The sequence below is a fragment of the Hydrogenibacillus schlegelii genome (assembly GCF_001653195.1).
Lineage (GTDB): Bacteria > Bacillota > Bacilli > Thermicanales > DSM-22653 > Hydrogenibacillus > Hydrogenibacillus schlegelii.
In genome coordinates, this window is record NZ_JXBB01000012.1 from 80372 (window position 1) to 95823 (window position 15452).

The 15452-nt window shown below is 63.9% G+C and carries 15 protein-coding genes; 11 read left to right on the forward strand and 4 right to left on the reverse strand.

Going from position 1 to position 15452, the window contains the following annotated elements; genetic code table 11:
* Positions 1-38: 38 nt before the first annotated feature.
* Positions 39-344, reverse strand: coding sequence for a hypothetical protein (locus SA87_RS04665; RefSeq protein WP_066199859.1), 306 nt, complete (start codon positions 342-344; stop codon positions 39-41).
* Between the two features lie 352 nt (positions 345-696).
* Between SA87_RS04665 and SA87_RS04670 the strand changes: the two genes are divergently transcribed.
* From SA87_RS04670 to SA87_RS04700, 6 genes are all read left to right on the forward strand, one after another.
* Complete coding sequence (locus SA87_RS04670) at positions 697-1695, forward strand: DUF1002 domain-containing protein (protein ID WP_169793308.1); 999 nt, start codon at positions 697-699, stop codon at positions 1693-1695.
* Positions 1696-2984: 1289 nt separating this feature from the next.
* Positions 2985-4001 (forward strand): ATP-binding cassette domain-containing protein, encoded by a 1017-nt coding sequence (locus SA87_RS04680; protein ID WP_169816910.1) that lies wholly within the window; start codon positions 2985-2987, stop codon positions 3999-4001.
* Positions 3998-4927: a hypothetical protein gene (locus SA87_RS04685; RefSeq protein ID WP_066199872.1), complete on the forward strand. Its 930-nt coding sequence runs from the start codon at positions 3998-4000 to the stop codon at positions 4925-4927. Before SA87_RS04680 ends, SA87_RS04685 begins: the two co-directional genes overlap by 4 nt.
* Before the next feature lie 210 nt (positions 4928-5137).
* Complete coding sequence (locus SA87_RS04690; protein WP_066199877.1) at positions 5138-6076, forward strand: ABC transporter ATP-binding protein; 939 nt, start codon at positions 5138-5140, stop codon at positions 6074-6076.
* Between the two features lie 47 nt (positions 6077-6123).
* Entirely contained in the window at positions 6124-7425 is a 1302-nt protein-coding gene (locus SA87_RS04695; RefSeq protein ID WP_066199880.1) for an ABC transporter permease, read from the forward strand.
* 2 nt (positions 7426-7427) lie between these two features.
* Positions 7428-8612 (forward strand): ABC transporter permease, encoded by a 1185-nt coding sequence (locus SA87_RS04700; RefSeq protein WP_066199884.1) that lies wholly within the window; start codon positions 7428-7430, stop codon positions 8610-8612.
* 66 nt (positions 8613-8678) lie between these two features.
* Here the strand turns inward: SA87_RS04700 and SA87_RS14350 are convergent, their stop codons facing one another.
* Both SA87_RS14350 and SA87_RS13105 read right to left on the reverse strand, forming a co-directional pair.
* Positions 8679-8885, reverse strand: a complete 207-nt coding sequence (locus SA87_RS14350; RefSeq protein ID WP_156423569.1) for an integrase core domain-containing protein — start codon at positions 8883-8885, stop codon at positions 8679-8681.
* A 75-nt stretch (positions 8886-8960) separates the two neighbouring features.
* Positions 8961-9512, reverse strand: a complete 552-nt coding sequence (locus SA87_RS13105; RefSeq protein ID WP_156516495.1) for a hypothetical protein — start codon at positions 9510-9512, stop codon at positions 8961-8963.
* 344 nt (positions 9513-9856) lie between these two features.
* Here SA87_RS13105 and SA87_RS04705 point away from each other — a divergent pair, with 344 nt between their 5' ends.
* The 3 genes from SA87_RS04705 to SA87_RS04715 all read left to right on the forward strand — a co-directional run bounded on the left by SA87_RS04705 (position 9857) and on the right by SA87_RS04715 (position 12107).
* Positions 9857-10300 carry a YlbF/YmcA family competence regulator gene (locus tag SA87_RS04705; protein ID WP_066199887.1) on the forward strand — a complete coding sequence of 148 codons (444 nt, stop codon included), beginning with the start codon at positions 9857-9859 and terminating at the stop codon, positions 10298-10300.
* 76 nt (positions 10301-10376) lie between these two features.
* Positions 10377-10661 (forward strand): DUF2129 domain-containing protein, encoded by a 285-nt coding sequence (locus SA87_RS04710; RefSeq protein ID WP_066441775.1) that lies wholly within the window; start codon positions 10377-10379, stop codon positions 10659-10661.
* A gap of 147 nt (positions 10662-10808) precedes the next feature.
* Positions 10809-12107, forward strand: a complete 1299-nt coding sequence (locus SA87_RS04715) for an MFS transporter (RefSeq protein WP_066199896.1) — start codon at positions 10809-10811, stop codon at positions 12105-12107.
* On the opposite strand, the gene SA87_RS04720 is transcribed toward SA87_RS04715, so the two are convergent.
* Positions 12052-13302 (reverse strand): nucleoside recognition domain-containing protein, encoded by a 1251-nt coding sequence (locus SA87_RS04720; RefSeq protein ID WP_066199899.1) that lies wholly within the window; start codon positions 13300-13302, stop codon positions 12052-12054. The two genes, SA87_RS04715 and SA87_RS04720, sit on opposite strands and share 56 nt — an antisense overlap.
* A gap of 134 nt (positions 13303-13436) precedes the next feature.
* On the opposite strand from SA87_RS04720, the gene SA87_RS04725 reads away from it, so the two are divergent.
* Positions 13437-14213, forward strand: a complete 777-nt coding sequence (locus SA87_RS04725; protein WP_066199902.1) for a patatin-like phospholipase family protein — start codon at positions 13437-13439, stop codon at positions 14211-14213.
* The gene (locus SA87_RS04730; protein WP_066441080.1) at positions 14213-15289 is read left to right on the forward strand and encodes a YlbL family protein; all 1077 of its coding nucleotides are present in this window, start codon (positions 14213-14215) and stop codon (positions 15287-15289) included. Before SA87_RS04725 ends, SA87_RS04730 begins: the two co-directional genes overlap by 1 nt.
* Positions 15290-15452: the final 163 nt, after the last annotated feature.

Below are 15452 nucleotides of genomic sequence, written 5' to 3' on the forward strand. Positions count from 1 at the left end.
AGCGGAAAAAGACCGATCGACGCCGGGGCGGGTGGCGTTTAGAGCCGGAGGAGAAAAACGATGAAGATCGTCATCCACATCGCGAGGATCAGCCCGCCGAAGAACAGGGAGAGACGAAACGTGTCCCGGAAGTCCGGCTCTCTTTCTTGCGCCTCTTTTTGGGCGGGCCGATCCGGCGCGGCGTCCGACCGGTTCGTCCCCGCCGCGGGAGGATCTGAAACGGTCGGATCCGAGACGGGATTCGCCCTCGCCCCGGCGGCCTGAAGCGGCGCATCCGAGCGCGGTGCGGAGGCTCCGACCGCCGAGGGCGGGGCGGAGCGGGGGTCCTGGGCCATCCGCTCCATCGCAGGCCTCCTTTCTGCGGCGATCGTCGGGGTCCCCGCCGGCCAGCCCTCGGCCCTCGCCGGGGACCTTCCGGGCCCGCTCCGACGATCCTCCGGGTTTTGGCACCCTCTGGAACAGGCGATCGACCTTTAGCTTGGCCGAAGCGGCGGGCGTTTATACCTTAATCATCATGCGCCAATGTTCACACGCCGGACGGTGCCCGTCAAACGGCGCCGATCCTTCGGAGGGTCCGAGGGTGACCCTTCGACGGCAGAGGTCGACCTTCCGACGGAGGATGTTTCACCGGATCGACATGACCGTCTGGCGGCGACGGGCCGCCGGGCGATGCCGTTTTTCGGGAGGGATGAGCGGGTGGATCGCCGATTTCGTCGTCACCCCGTGCCGGGCGCCCGGGCGCCCGTTCGTCGGATGGCGGCTTTGCTCCTCTTCTTCTTTGTCTTCGTCTTCGTCTGGGGATGGGCCCTTGGGCCGGGGGCTTTGGACTTCGGTGCCGGATCCGCCCGGGCCGAGGAGGGCCGTCCGTCGGACGGAGGCCGGGAGCGGCCGGTCGTCGTCCTCGGGGCGGATCTTGCGCCGGCGGATCGGCAGGCGGTGCTCGAGCGCCTGGGCGCCGGGCCGGACGATCGAAGGCTCACCGTGACGAATGCGGAGGAGCGGGCGCTTCTTGCCGGGCGCTTTCCGCCGTCCGTCATCGGCACCCGGGCCATCTCGTCCGTCCGGGTGGTTCCGCGGGAAGCGGGGGCGGGGCTTTCCCTCGAGCTCATCAACATCACCGGCGTGGCACCGGAGATCTACCGGCAGGCGCTTCTTACGGCCGGCGTCCGGGACGCTTCCGTCCGCATCGTCGCCCCGTACCCCGTCTCCGGCACGGCGGCCCTCGTCGGGCTGTTCAAGGCGTACGAAGCGGCCGAAGGCGCCGGGCTCTCGCCGGAGCGGAAGGCGGCCGCCCTGGACGAATTTGCCGTCGCGGAGCGCCTCGGAGAACATCACGATCCCAAGCAGGTGGCGGCGCTCCTCGGCGCCCTGAAGGAAGCGCTTGCCGTCGGGGGGCTCCGCACGCCGGCGGAGATCGAGGCGGCGGTGAAGCAGGAGGCGGCCCGGCTCGGCCTGGAGCTCACGGAGTCCGATCTGGCCGCCGTGCGGGATCTCGTCGAGCGCCTCCGGGCGGTGAACATCGACTGGGAGCGGCTGAAGGCCGAACTTCGGGCGGTCACCGAGGCGACCCGCGCCTGGCTCGACGAGCCGGCGACCCAGTCGCTCCTCGCGAAGGTCGGCAGTTTCTTAAAAAGCCTCTGGCAGGCGCTCGTCGGCCTTTGGGACCGTTGGCTGAACGCGCCGCCGGCTTCTTGAGGGGGGAACCAGCGGAACCAGCCCAGGACCGGGGGGAACCGTCTCGGGAGGAGGTAAAACCGTGTTCGCTTCTCTTGCCAGTGCTTGTAAATGTTCGGCTCTCAGCTAAAAAGCGGGGTTGTCTAAGCCGGAAACAGGCGGTCAGAGCGCGCATGGGATCGTCCCTACACCCCATCCCAGGAAGGCTCCGACCGCCTATGAAACCGTCTATGGACACACTTTCGGTCTTCAAGGCCGGATCATCGATCGCCTGGAGCAAAATGAGAGAGCGTCGATGGGGTTGCCGGGCGGCCGAAAAAGGAAGCGCGCCGTCCCCATTGGCCGGGCCATCCGCCGCTTACGTTCACCGAAGAGGCCAGCAAAGCCCCGGAACGATTCGACGCCTTTTGCTTTGGGGTGTTCGTTTCCGCAAACGATCCGGGCGTGACGATCGACCTCAGGGAAAGCGGGAAAATTCGGATTCAGCGGGTCCTTCCGGACGCGCGGGGTGGCCGATTTGTTTCACGGGCTTCAGGAGGTGGGCCGCCGGGTGGATGAGGCCCGGCGGGTGGAAAGACGCATCGGCCATCGTCTTCCCGCCGGCCGCTTCGCAAAAACGAAGCAGACCTCACCGAGCGTCGGGCAAAAGCGCCGTTTACGATCCGCCGAGCTCCGGAACGCGGCGCGGTTTCACGGGGTCAACCCGTTGGACCGCATCCAACCGCCGCTCCTGTTGCGGCATCCCAAGGGCTTTCGAGTCATGAAACGCGGGGCGCTCCGGGTTTTCCGGGGCGGGAAGGCCCCTCAGCCGGGAAACTGCTGGCAAAGCGCGGCTTTCTTGAGCGGGCGCGGGTTTTGCCGAATCCGGTTCCGGATTTCCTCGGTCGGATCTCCGCCTGCCGAATCTTGACCCGTTCAGCGCCTTGCCGGTCGCTTGACGGCGAAGCGGTTTTTAGATATTGTGATTATGTAGTTATACACACATGATGGCTTCCTTTGTGAAAGAATTGATCGTAAGCGGCGCGCTTTCGACGGAGACGGTTCTTTGGTCGATCCGCCCGCCGTCCGAGTCGCTCCGGGTGAGCGCGATCGCCACGCGGCGGGTTTATCGGGGTTTGGAGCCCGAGGGAAGGATCCGCTCGGAGCAAGGCCGCGGAACGTTTGTTGCCGCGCATGATGAGAAAGATGGCCGGTCGACCGCTCGGCGTTTGCCCGGGAAGCGTGCGGCGAAACGATCAGCGAAGCCGGCGGCTTGGCCTTGCGGGTCGGCAGAGGTCGGAACGTTTACCGAGGGTTTGAGGCGCGCGGAGGTGAGCGAGGTGAGGCGGGGGCCGGAACCGGTCCTGGTGTTGGAAAACGTCTGCAAACGCTATCCGCATTTTTCGCTGGGCCCCCTGGATGCGGCGCTGGAACTGGCGCCGGGGACGGTCACGACGCTCGTCGGAAGAAATGGAAGCGGGAAGTCGCTCCTCTTGAACATGCTCGTGAATTGGATCAAACCGACAGAAGGAAAAATCCGGCTCTTCGGTTGGACGTATCCGGAGGGGGAGGTGGCGATCAAAAGTCGCCTGGCGTACATGCCCGATCTGCCGGAGCTGTTCTACGGGGCGACCGGCAGTGCGCTCGTCCGGCAGGCAAAGATGCTTGCGCCGGACTGGGACGACGGTCGTTTTCGAGAGTTGGCCAAGCGATTCGAGCTGCCGAATCTGGATTTGCCGTTTGAGACGCTTTCGAAGGGACAGCGGGAACGGCTTCTTCTTGCGCTGGTGCTGTCGCGCACCGTGCCGCTTTACGTGCTCGATGAGCCGACGAGCGGCCTGGATCCGTACGTCCGAGCGTTGCTGTACGACGCCTGGCGGGAACGGCTTGAGGCCGGAGCGGCGCTCTTTCTCTCCTCGCACGATATGGCGGCGGTCGAGCGCTTTGCCGACGTCATCGTCGTGATGCACGCCGGCCGTCTTCTGGGGCCGTACGTCAAAGACGAGCTCCTCGACCGATGGGCGTTGATCGCGCCGGAGGTCGGTGAAGGGGCGTTGACCGGGAGGACGCCTGCGGGGGCGCCGATCGAGGGGACGCCCGCCGGGGCGCCGATCGCGGAGGAAACGCTGCGCCGGCTTCCCGGCGTCGTCGCCGTGACGTCGTCCCCGGCCCGTTCGATCATCAGCCGCGACCGGGAAACGACGGAGGCGGCGCTTCGGGCGCTCGGCCACGGCGCGCGTTCCGCACGCCTTCCGCTTACGGATATCGTCCGATATCTCATGGAATCGGAAGGCGCCGCTTTCGAGGCGGCTTCTTCGATCTCGACGAACGGGAGGGATCTAGGGTGAGCGAGGTCAACGCCGGTGTGACGGTTCCTGAGCGTTCGGACGCTCGCCGAGGAAGGCCGGAGCGCGTCCGCTGGGCGGTCGTCCGGGCATTGGCCAAAGCGTGGACGATCGCCTACTGGACCGGTCGGTTGGGCCTGCGGACGGAGCACCGGCCGTCAAGGCCGCTGAAGGCGTGGCAGGCCCGGCTTCGTTCGATCGGGCTTGGCAGCATCACGGCGCTGGGGTTGGTCGTCACCCCCTTGCTGTTCGGTTGGATGATGCTCGGTTATTCCTACGCGCTGGTGTCCGCGGAAGCCGCTTATCAGGGAGATTCGCTGGCGGAGGCGCTCCGAACAGGGGGGATGATCATCATTTCGCTTGTTCTCATGATCACGTGGTTCATCTGGAATTATGCGCTTCTTTTCATCGCCAACCCCTCGCGGCTGATGCAATACGGGCTGTATCCGGTGACGGCGCGGGAGATGAGCCTGGCCCGCCTGATGTTCGCCTTCACCTGGTGGGGGTGGCTTTCGGCCGCCTATTTCGCCGGGCCGCTTGCTTCGGTGTTTTTTCTCGGAGCGCGGTGGTCTCCGCTTCCGTATTTGCCGTTTGTGATCGCCTGGGTCGGGCTGTCGCTTCTGACCGGGAGTTACACGATGTACTATGATCTCACGGCAATGAAAAAGAATTATAATCGTCATCTCTTTCTAACTATTTTTTTGTTCTTGATCGTCTTCGTCCTCCTCGATAAGGCGGTGGAGTCCCTTTTCTTCACCGGGAGGCCGGTCGGGGACTTCGGTGCTCTGGCTACGCTCATCAAAGCAGTCGTCTACGGGTCGGGACATCCGTGGTTGTCAGCGCTGACGTTTTTGTTCCTCGGCGTTGGGGCGCAATCGTTGGCGGCCCTGCGCGCAGGGCGAACGCTTTCGCGGATCGATTTCCTTTGATCCCCCGTCCTTCGGAAAGTGGTGTCCGATATCATGGGTAAAAAGAGTTTCTGCCCGTCGATGCCCTGGTCTTCGAAGAAGGCGCAGCAGGCCTCGAGAGAATCCGCTCAGGCTTGTGCCAAAGCGGCCTAAGTGCTCACCGCTCCATTCGCCGAAAAGGGCAATTTTACACACGATTTCGGACTTGACCCTTTTACAAAGGGAGGATCCATGATGGAGGTACTGGAAGGAAGAGGTTTGGTGAAGCGGTACCCGAACACGGTAGCCGTCGACGGGGTTCACTTCCGGCTGCGAAAGGGGGAGATCCTGGGTCTTCTCGGCCCGAACGGTGCCGGGAAGTCCACCTTGATCGGCATGCTGTCCACCCTAATTCCCCCCAGCGAAGGAGAGATCCTGCTGGACGGGATAGATGTACTGAAGAATCCTAATATTATAAGGAATAGATTAGGGGTGGTCCCCCAGGAGATCGCCCTTTACCCCGACCTTACCGGAGAAGAGAACCTGCTCTTCTTTGGCCGGGTGTACGGGTTAAAGGGAAAGGCATTACGCCGGAGGGTGGAGGAAGTTCTGGAGATCATCAACCTTACGGACAGGGCGAGGGAGAGGGTCGGCCGCTATTCGGGGGGGATGAAGCGGCGGATCAACATCGGCGCCGCCCTCCTCCACCGGCCGGAAATCCTCTTCATGGATGAACCGACGGTGGGGATTGATCCCCAGTCCCGCCGCTTAATTCTGGATACCATTAAAGACTTAAACCGGGAAGGGCTTACCATCCTCTACACCAGTCACTACATGGAGGAGGTCGATTTCCTGTGCGACCGCATCTACATCATGGATCACGGGAAGATCATCGCCGACGGGACGAAAGAGGAATTGATCGCGAGAATCTCGAACGAAGAGACGATCGAACTTGACTTTGAACGGAATGGAAAGGAGTTCCTCCCTGCCCTCGAAGGACTTCCGGGCGTTCACGCGGTTCACCAGCGAGGAGCGAAAATTGAGATCGTCGTGGAGAAAGGGATGGTATCACTGGGAAAGATCGTTCACCTTGCCGAAAACTCCAAAACCTCCCTCCTCTCCGTCGAAGTGAAAAAACCGACCTTGGAAGATCTCTTCCTCCATCTCACCGGACGCGGGCTGAGGGAGTAAGGGGGGGAAACATGATTTGGCAGATGACGATAAAAGATGTAAAACGGATGATCCGGGACAAAAAGGCGCTCCTCATCACCCTCCTCATGCCGATCGTGCTCATCGCCATCCTCGGCTTTTCCGTCGGTTCTTTCATGCAAGGGGAGATCACGTTAAGCCCGGCACACGTGGCGGTGGTCCATGAAGATGACCTCAACCGGGATCTGGAAAAGTTGAAGCGCGTTCTCACCGCCACTCCCTTCGCCCGGGGGATCGGTGAAAGGGAGATGGGAGAGATTCTCGGGAGACTGGGTTCCTTTCATCCGGCCGAGGTGCTGACGGAGAGAATCTTAAAAGACGAAAAAATCTCATCCTTGATAACGGTTGAAACGATGGGAAAAGCGGAGGCGTTTCGCCGGTTGAAAGAAGGAAAGATAACGGCGGTGATCCTGATCCCGGAAGGTTTTGCTTACCGTTATTGGCTGAGTTCCCTGCTCCCTGGGATAAGTCCCTCCACCGTCGAAGTGTGGCAGGATCCCGATCAGGAGATCCGGGCCGAAATCGTTGAAGGCATCGTGAGAGCCTACACGGACACCCTCTCGGCAGGGATTCTGGCGAAAAACGTATTTCAGGAAGTGGCTGTGGAGATGAACCGGGGGGATCAGGCCCATTCCCAGATAGAAACCTTGCTCACCTCCGTGGGAAAAGGGGAGGAAAAAGGGCTTGAAGTTCATTTTCGCTCCATCGCCGTGGAAGGGAAGAAGAGCATCTCGGGATTTCAGTATTATGCCGCCGCCATGAGCGCCATGTTTATCCTTTTTACCGCAGCCTTTGGCGCCGAATATTTCATCCAGGAAAGCCGGCTTCATACCTATGAGCGGATCCTCTTATCCGGCAGGGGGAGGGGAGTTCTCTTCGCAGGCCGATTTCTCTCCACCTCCCTTTTTTCTCTATTGCAGATGATTCTTCTTCTCCTCTTCTCCCGTTTTCTCTTCGGGGTAAACTGGGGAGATCCCCTTTCCCTCCTTCCCCTCCTGCTCCTCGTCTCCCTGGGCGTCGGCGGATTAAGCCTTCTTTTATCCGCCATCAATCATGTGGCGGGAAATGAGAAAGGCTCGGAGATCTTCAGCGGTTTTATCACCCAGATCATGGCCCTGGCGGGGGGGAGCTTCATTCCAGCCGCTTACTTACCGGATGAGGTGCGCCTTTTGGGGGATTACACCATCAACGGTGCCTCCCTGCAAGGATTTGTAAAGGTGATGCAGGGATATTCCCTTCGGGAGATCACGCCTGTTTTCCTCTCTCTCTCGATCATGACGCTTCTGTTTATGGCCGCGGCGCTCGCCATCAGCCGCCTAAAGGAGGTGTAAGGATGGGAATCATACTTTGGCAGCGGGGAGTTGGTCTTCTCCGCAACAGCAGGATGTTTCTCCTCATGCTTCTTCTCCCCCTTCTTTTTACCTTTGCCTTCAGCAACATGGGGACGGCAAGCAAAATCTCCATCCCCCTCCATGATGAAGAGGGTAGCCCGCTGTCGCAAAAGGCGGTTTCTTATCTCAACCGTTCTTCCTCTTATCAATTCGTGCCCGTTTCCCTCGAGAAGTTAAAGGTGGAGGTGGCCGAGGGGAGAGCGGAAGCGGGTATCATCATTCCAAAGGGCTTTTCGGAGGGAATGGCATCGGGCAAGGTGGAGATCCAAATGGTGAAGAGCAAGGATTCCACCATTATTCCCTCCCTGCAAGGGATGATCCAATTAAGCCTCATTAAGATGCATACCGAACAGACCGGGGTAAAGGCGATCCTTCATTCCCTGACTCAGCTTGGGCTCGATGTGAATCGGCCCCAGGTGACCCCCCGGGTGGAAGAACTTCTGGCCGAACGCTGGAAGGAGACTTTACCCGTTGCCACCGCAGGAAAGACGGCAGAAGGGAGCAAAGCCTTCCGCTATGATCCGAAGCTTCAATCCTCGTTGGGCTTTATGCTCTTCTTCGTCATCTACTCCATCATCTTTTCCCTTTCGGAGATGCTGAATGACCGGCGGCAGGGGATCTGGGATCGCCTCCTCATCTCACCCCTTCGAAAAGGAGAGATCTACCTGGGCAATTTCCTCTACAGTTTTATGGTGGGGTATGGGCAGCTTCTCATCCTCCTGGGCGCGAGTCGGCTTCTCTTCGGAGTCGACTGGGGCGAGGGATGGGGGCCGATTCTCTTTCTCCTCGCCATCTATACCGTAACCATCGCAGCCTTTGGGATGCTCCTTTCCGGTTTCGTGAAGAACACGCAGCAGCTTAATGCCGTCGTCCCCATCTTTGCCGTCAGTTTTGCCATGTTGGGAGGCGCCTTTTGGCCGCTGGAGGTGGTTACCTCCCCGTGGCTCATCACCGTCGCGAAAGGCATTCCCCTTTACTACCCCATGAGCGCCATCAAGGAGATCCTTCTCCATCAGCAGGGATGGAATGTGGTCTGGCTGCCGACCGTCGTCCTCCTCCTCATGGCCGCTCTCTTTATGGGAATTGGGGTCCGCCTCTTCGAAAGGAAGGGGGGAGAGTATAGATGAATCGTGTGAGGTTTGGGCTATCTCCTAGGGCCGCGCCCCTTGATTTAGACATTTTGTTCGGTCTTCCTATGGGATGCAGACCTCGCTTGTGCTCAGGGCTTCTTTGAGCGTTTCTTGGGGCGTTTTGGACCGCAGGCTTGAATGCAGCCGATGCTCATTGTAGGTCCGGATCCGTTCGGCCAAAAGCGCGTCGAGGGCTTCGACGCGCTTTGCTTCAAGAGAAGCTCTTGATGCCCTCTTTGAAACGCGAGAAGAAGGATTCGACGATGGGATTTACCTTCGGTCTCCGAAGGCGGTACGACCGTCGCTGCCCTTCTTCGAGCAGGAGATGACCGACCCACGCGTGACTCAAGAAGGCGCGGCCCGGATCGGGATGGAGGGTGGCTTTCGGGCGCTCATACTTGGTGGTGAGACCCTCAAAGGCGGCCGGTGCCCGTTCGGACTTCCTTCGTTTCTTCTCGGCTTCCCGGCGCTTTTTCCGGTCATTCCCCGTCGCTCGGGGAATGCGAAGCGTCTTGAGGAGAACCGGCCGGGGAGCCGGCCGCTTGGCCAGCGCCTCTTGCGCCAGACGGATGCGCTCCTGAAGCGGAAGTTGATCTCGCTCCCCTGCCCGAGGAAGTTTGTGAGGCGCGCGATTTCGACCTCCTTTTTGCCGAGGCGCTCAACCCAATCACCGATGCGCTTCTGGGATCCTCTTTTTGTTCGGGGGAGGGAGCGCTCGGCGCCTTTTTCGAGGAGGGGAAGCTTTCCCTTCAAGAGGGGACACGGATGAACGCCGGATTCACGGGAGCGCTCGACGAGCGTTTTTTCGCCTTTGATCCGTTCCGAAGCCGCTTTGAATTTGAGGAAGCCAGATTTTGTTCGTTTCACAAGCCTTTCTCCTTTGACAGAAGGATACAACATAGTCTCGGCGTTTGTCCATCATGAGGGGCGCATGACTCGCGGATCCACTCCTTGGCGTATGATTTTACTCAATGGTGCCGCGCCTGCGACAACGTTTCCCGTTTTGACCCCGGTCATGCGGTCCGGAACGGAAGCCGCTCTTTCCTGGTCTTCGGGTGAAATGCGGCCGCATGGGACCCAGATTGAAACGATAAAGCCATTGCCCGAACCGGTTTTTACTGGGTCTTGACCGATCGAGCCTTCCGAAGGGCTTTGCCTGTCGGACTTTGGTACGGCTCGTTTCTTGATCCCGCCGCCCAAGGCGGCGTATAATCAAAAGAAAATGCAAAGGAGGGCGGTCCATGGACTACGGCGCGCTGACCGGCCTCCTGGACGACCTCCTGAAGGCGCTGGAAGAAAGCGTCCTCGCTGAAGAATACCGTCGGGCCAAGGCGCTGCTCAGGGCGGACGCCGAGGCGCGGCGGTTGATCGAGGATTTTGTCGCGGCAAAAGAACAATACGAAACGGCGGCCCGTTACGGACGCTATCATCCCGATTACGGCCGTCTCCGGCGGGACGTCTATGCCAAAAAGGTTCGCATGGAGCTTCATCCGACGGTCGCCCGTTTTCGCGCCGCCGAGGAGGCGCTGGACGATCTCTTGCACGAAATCGCCCGGCTGATCGCCGAAAGCGTCTCGCCGGCGGTCAAAGCGCCCGGCCGGGAGCGGTTTTTCTTCACCGCCGGCGAGGCCCTCGCCGGAGCGGGCGGCGGCTGCGGCGGGGGAGGCGCCTGCTCGTGCCGCTAGCGTCCTCGCGTCGCCGGCGGCGGGTTCGGTCCGTCGGGCGCGTTCGTTCCGCGGGGCGGCCTGAAGCCGAGAGGGGATGGAAAGGACGATCGCGATGGAGGAGCAGGTGGCCCTGGCCGTCTGGCTGGATCACCCCCGTTCGGCCCGCCACCTTCGCCGCTACGGCCTCGTTCATTATGTCTCGGAACGGTTCCGGTACGCCGTCCTCTACGTCGAGCGCCGTCGGGCGCCGGCGGTGATCCGGGCCCTTCGGGCGAGCCGGTTCGTCGTCCGGGTGGAGCCGTCGCCGTACCGGGAGGCGGTGGAGGCGATCGTCAACCTGAACGGGGAGGCCAGAGATCCCGCAGCCGATGAGGCGTGACGCCGCCGGCCGCCCCGATCGGGCTTTCGGGGCGGCCGGTCCGTTGCGCGTGAGCGCGCCGCCGACCGGACGATCTGAAACGGGCGTCCATCCCTTGAAAAATTTCGCGAAGCGAAATATAATGCTTCCAGAAAGGGATGAACGCCGATGGACGTCTGGAAGCGGAATCTCGCGGTGCTCTGGCTGGCCCAGTTTCTCGTCTTGGCGGCCATGAACCAGATCATGCCCTTTTTGCCGTTTCTTCTCACCCGAGAGCTCGGTCTGAGCGATGCGCGGGACGTGCACGTTTGGACCGGCCTTATTTTTGGCGTCAACTTCCTGCCGGCGCTTCTCGTGGCGCCGCTTTGGGGAAACCTCGCCGACCGCTACGGGCGGAAACTCATGATCCTTCGCTCCGGGTTCGGCATGGCGATCGCCAACGGCCTCATGGGGTTTGTCCAGACGCCGGAGCAGCTCCTTTTGCTCCGGTTTTTGAACGGCATGATCTCCGGCTTTATCCCGGCGTCGATCGCCCTCGTTTCGACGAACACCCCCCGGGAGCGGGTCGGCACCGCCCTCGGCGTGCTCCAGTCCGGCGGCGTCGCCGGCACGATTCTCGGGCCGGCCCTGGGCGGGCTTTTGGCGGACCGGATCGGCTTTCGGGCGCTCTTTTGGGTGACGGGCGGGGCGCTATTGTTCGCGACGCTGATCGTCCTCTTTTTTGTCCGGGAGACGAACCGCCCGTCGCCGGCGGCCAGGCCGGCGGGGGGCGGATTTCGCCGGGACGCCGCCCGCATCCTCGCGACCCGGCCGCTTCCGGCGCTCTTTGCTTCAAGCCTCTTCGTCCAGTTCGCCCTCGTCGCCCTGATGCCGGTCCTCGCGCTGTATACGGAAACCCTCCTCGGGAAAGAGGAGGGGGCGGCGTTCTGGGCCGGCGTCGTCATGGGCATGACCGGCGTGGCGAACATGCTCGCCTCGCCCGTGCTCGGACGCTTTTCGGACCGGTTCGGCGGCGAGCGGGTGCTCGTCGGCAGCCTCGTCGCCGGGAGCGCTTTTATGTTTTTGCACGCCCTGGTGGAAAGCGTCGGCGGCCTCATGGTCGCCCGCTTCCTTTTCGGCCTGGCCGCCGGCGGCCTCATGCCGTCGATCAACGCCCTCATCCGGGAAAAGGCGCCGGCGGGGATGGAGAGCCGGACGTACGGGCTGGCGAACAGCGCGACGTTTTTCGGCAACATGGTCGGCCCGATCGTCGGCGGCGCCGTCTCGGGCCTTTTCGGCATGCGGGCGGTGTTCGTCTTTTCCGGGGCGGTGCTTTTGGCCGACGCGGCGCTGGCCTGGCGGGAGATCGTGCCGGCCTACCGCCGGAAGGCGGCGCCCCCGCCGGCCGACCGCGGCGAGGCGCCGGCGGCCGTCAAGCCTCCGGCCGGCTTCGGCGCCACCGCCCCGCGGCGGCCGTCAGGGCGGTGACGGCGAGGACGAGGCCGCTCGCGAGGATGAGGAGCGCCCCGGCGACGGCGAGGCGTTCTCCGGCGGCAAGGGCGACCGCCGGGGGCGGCAGGGGCGGCGCCACGGCAAAAACGGCCGGCGCAGGCGCGGCGAGTTCCGGGTTCAGGTGGGCCCAGAAGCGCCAGACGAGGCGGAAGACGGCGGCCGCCAGCACGGCGTGCAGGATCCGGGCGAAGAAAAAGGGCCGGAAGCGGAGGTCCGAGCGGGCGATGAGGGCGCCGACCTGCGCCTGCACCGATCCTCCCGCCCAGGCGAGGATCGCCGAAACCGCCTGAAGGCTTACCTCCGGCGGAACCGGGGCCGCCGCCGCGGCTTCGGCGCCGAGGGTGACCTCAAAAAGCCCTCGAACGAGGGCCGGGGCGACGGCTTCCGGCAGGCCGAGAAGGCTTCCGGCGAAGGCGGCGACGCCGACGAGGGCGGCCATCCCCCCGGCCGCTTCCAGAAGCGCCATCAAAACGGAAAAAAAGATGAGGAGCCCGCCGATGAGGAACGTCGTCGCCAGCGCCCCTTCGACGCCGTCGGAAAGGAGCCGGCCGAAGGGACGGCCGTCGGCCCGGCGGGCGGCGTCCATCGCCTGAAAGGCCCGGGCGAGGAGCTCGCCCGGCGTTCGCGGCGCAGCCGACGGGACGCGCTCGTCCCCCCAATCGCCGTAGAAGCGAAACAAAATCCCGAGGGCGATCGCCGTCCCGTAGTGGACCGAGGCGAGGACGGCGGCGTAGGCCGGGGCGTGGAAAAAGCCGACGGCGACGGCGGCGGTGAGGAAGACCGGGTCGGCGGTCGTGGCAAAGGCGACGAGCCGCTCTCCCTCGGTTCGGGTGAGCGCGCCGGACTCCCGCATGCGGACGGCGAGGCGGGCCGTCATCGGATAGCCGGAGGCGAGGCCGACGGTGAGGGCAAAGCTTGCCGATCCCGGCAGGCGGAAGAGGGGGCGCATGATCGGCTGCAGCATCACGCCGAAAAAGTGGGGAATCCCGAGGCCGAGGCTGAGCTCGGCGAGGATCAAAAACGGCAGCGTCGCCGGGAAGACGACCGTGCCCCAGATTTCCGCTCCGCGGCGGGCGGCGTGAAAGACGACGCCGGGGTGTGCCAGGAAGGCGGCGATGGCGCCGGCGACGGCGGCGACGACGGCGGCGTTTCGGATCGAACGTGCGCGCATCCCCTGGCCTCCGTTTCACCCCCATGTATACCGCCCGTCCGCTCGGGTTAGACCGGGATGGAGGCGGCGGTTGTGCTACAATGAGGCAAGAAAGGCAAAAGGGCGGAAAAAGCGACTTTCGGAGGAGGCGGGCGATGGCGCCCAAAGTCGGTCTCGCCCTCGGGAGCGGCGGGGTGCGCGGGTTTGCCCATCTCGGCGTCCTCAAGGTTCTGGAAGAGTACGGCATTCCGATCGATTTTCTCGCCGGTTCGAGCATGGGGAGCGTCGTCGCGGTGACGTACGCCTCCGGCATCGAGCTTCGTTACCTGATCAAGCTCGCCGAACACCTGCGCCGGAGCCTTCTCGTCGACTACACGGTGCCGAGGCTGGGCCTCCTGAAAGGGGAGCGGGTTCGGGAGCTCGTGGCGCTTCTGACCAAAAACCGGCGGCTCGAGGAACTTCCGATCCCGACCGCCGTCGTCGCCACCGACCTTTTGACCGGCGAGGCGGTCGTCCTTCGGGAGGGGCCGATCGCCGACGCGGTTCGCGCGAGCGTGGCCATTCCGGGGATTTTCGAGCCGGTCGAGTGGCAGGGACGGCTCCTCGTCGACGGCGGCGTCGTCGACCGGGTGCCGATGGCCGCCCTCCGGGCGATGGGCGCCGACGTCGTCATCGGCGTCGACGTCTCCCGCAAACCGGCGCCGCCGGAGCGCATCCGGTCGATCTACGAGGTCATCCTCCAGACGATCGACATCATGGAAAGCCAGATCTTCCAGGGTCGGATTCACCCGGATGACATCCTCATCACGCCGGCCGTCGGGCAGCACAGCCCCTTGAGCTTCCAAAACGTTTCGGCGATCATCGCCGAAGGCGAGCGGGCGGCCCGGGCGGCGATCGGGACCATCCTCGAGCGCCTCGGGAGGGTCGGATGATGCTCTCCCTCGGGCGGGCGCGCCGGCCGGACGTGCGGCCGGTCCTCAGGCTGATCTTGGCGCTCGCCGTCGGCGGGGCGGCGGCCCTCTGGCCGCTCCCGTACTTCATCCTGCTCCCCGGTTCGGCGATCCCCCTCGACGAGGCGGTGCACGTCGAGGACGCTTACCACGATGAGGTCGGGACGTTTTATCTCACGACCGTCCGGGCCGACCGGGCGACGCTGATCCGGCTGGCCGCGGCCGCGTTCCGCCCGGCGCGGGAGATCGTCCGGATGGACGATCTCCTCTTTCCGCACGAAGATGTGGACCATTATTTCAGCCGCCAGCAGGCGGTCATGGAAGCGGCGGAAAAAGAGGCGCTCATCGTCGCCTTTCGCAAGGCCGGCGTGCCGATCGCCGTCGAGAACCGGGGTGCCCTCGTCACCGGCGTCGTGCCGGGCTCGCCGGCCGACGGCGTTCTGAACGCGGGGGACGTCATCACCGCCGTGGACGGGGTGCCGACGCCGACGGCCGAGGATCTGCTCGGGCGGCTGGCCTCCCGCGACGCCGGGACGCCCGTCCGCCTGCGGATTTTGCGGGAGGGCCGGCCCTTGGAGCGAACGGTTCGTCTCGCGCCGTTTCCCGGGAGCCGCGGCCGTCCGGGCCTCGGCCTCATCCAACCCCTTACCGCCCGGGAGGTTCGGCCGTCTCTCGCGGTGACGATCGACCTCGAGCCGATCGGCGGGCCGTCGGCGGGGCTGATGCTCACCCTCGCCCTGATCAACCGCCTCGTCCCGGGAGATCTCACCCACGGCCACCGGATCGCCGGCACCGGGACGATCGACCTGGACGGCCGGGTCGGCCGGGTCGGAGGCGTTTCGCTCAAGGTTCTCGCCGCCGCGGCGGCCGGGGCCGACGTCTTTTTCGTCCCGGACGATCCGCCGGAGGCGGGACGGACTTCCAACGTTGAGGAGGCCCGGCGGACGAACGAACGCTTTCGCCTGGGGCTGACGATCGTGCCGGTGCGGACGGTCGACGACGCGCTCCAGTACCTCCGGACGGCGTTCGCCCCCGCTCAGGCCGGCCCGGCCCGATGACGGCGACCGCCCGGCGCCCTTTCGCGGTCGCCCGGGGCCGAGGCCGCCGGCCGGGCCGTCGCTTCGGCGCTCCGACGGATCTCGCCGCGCTCTCCCGGGAACGAGGCCGTCGGCGTGGCCGTCGCTTCGACGCGCCGGGTGGGTCGGAGGCCGGCGACCGGCC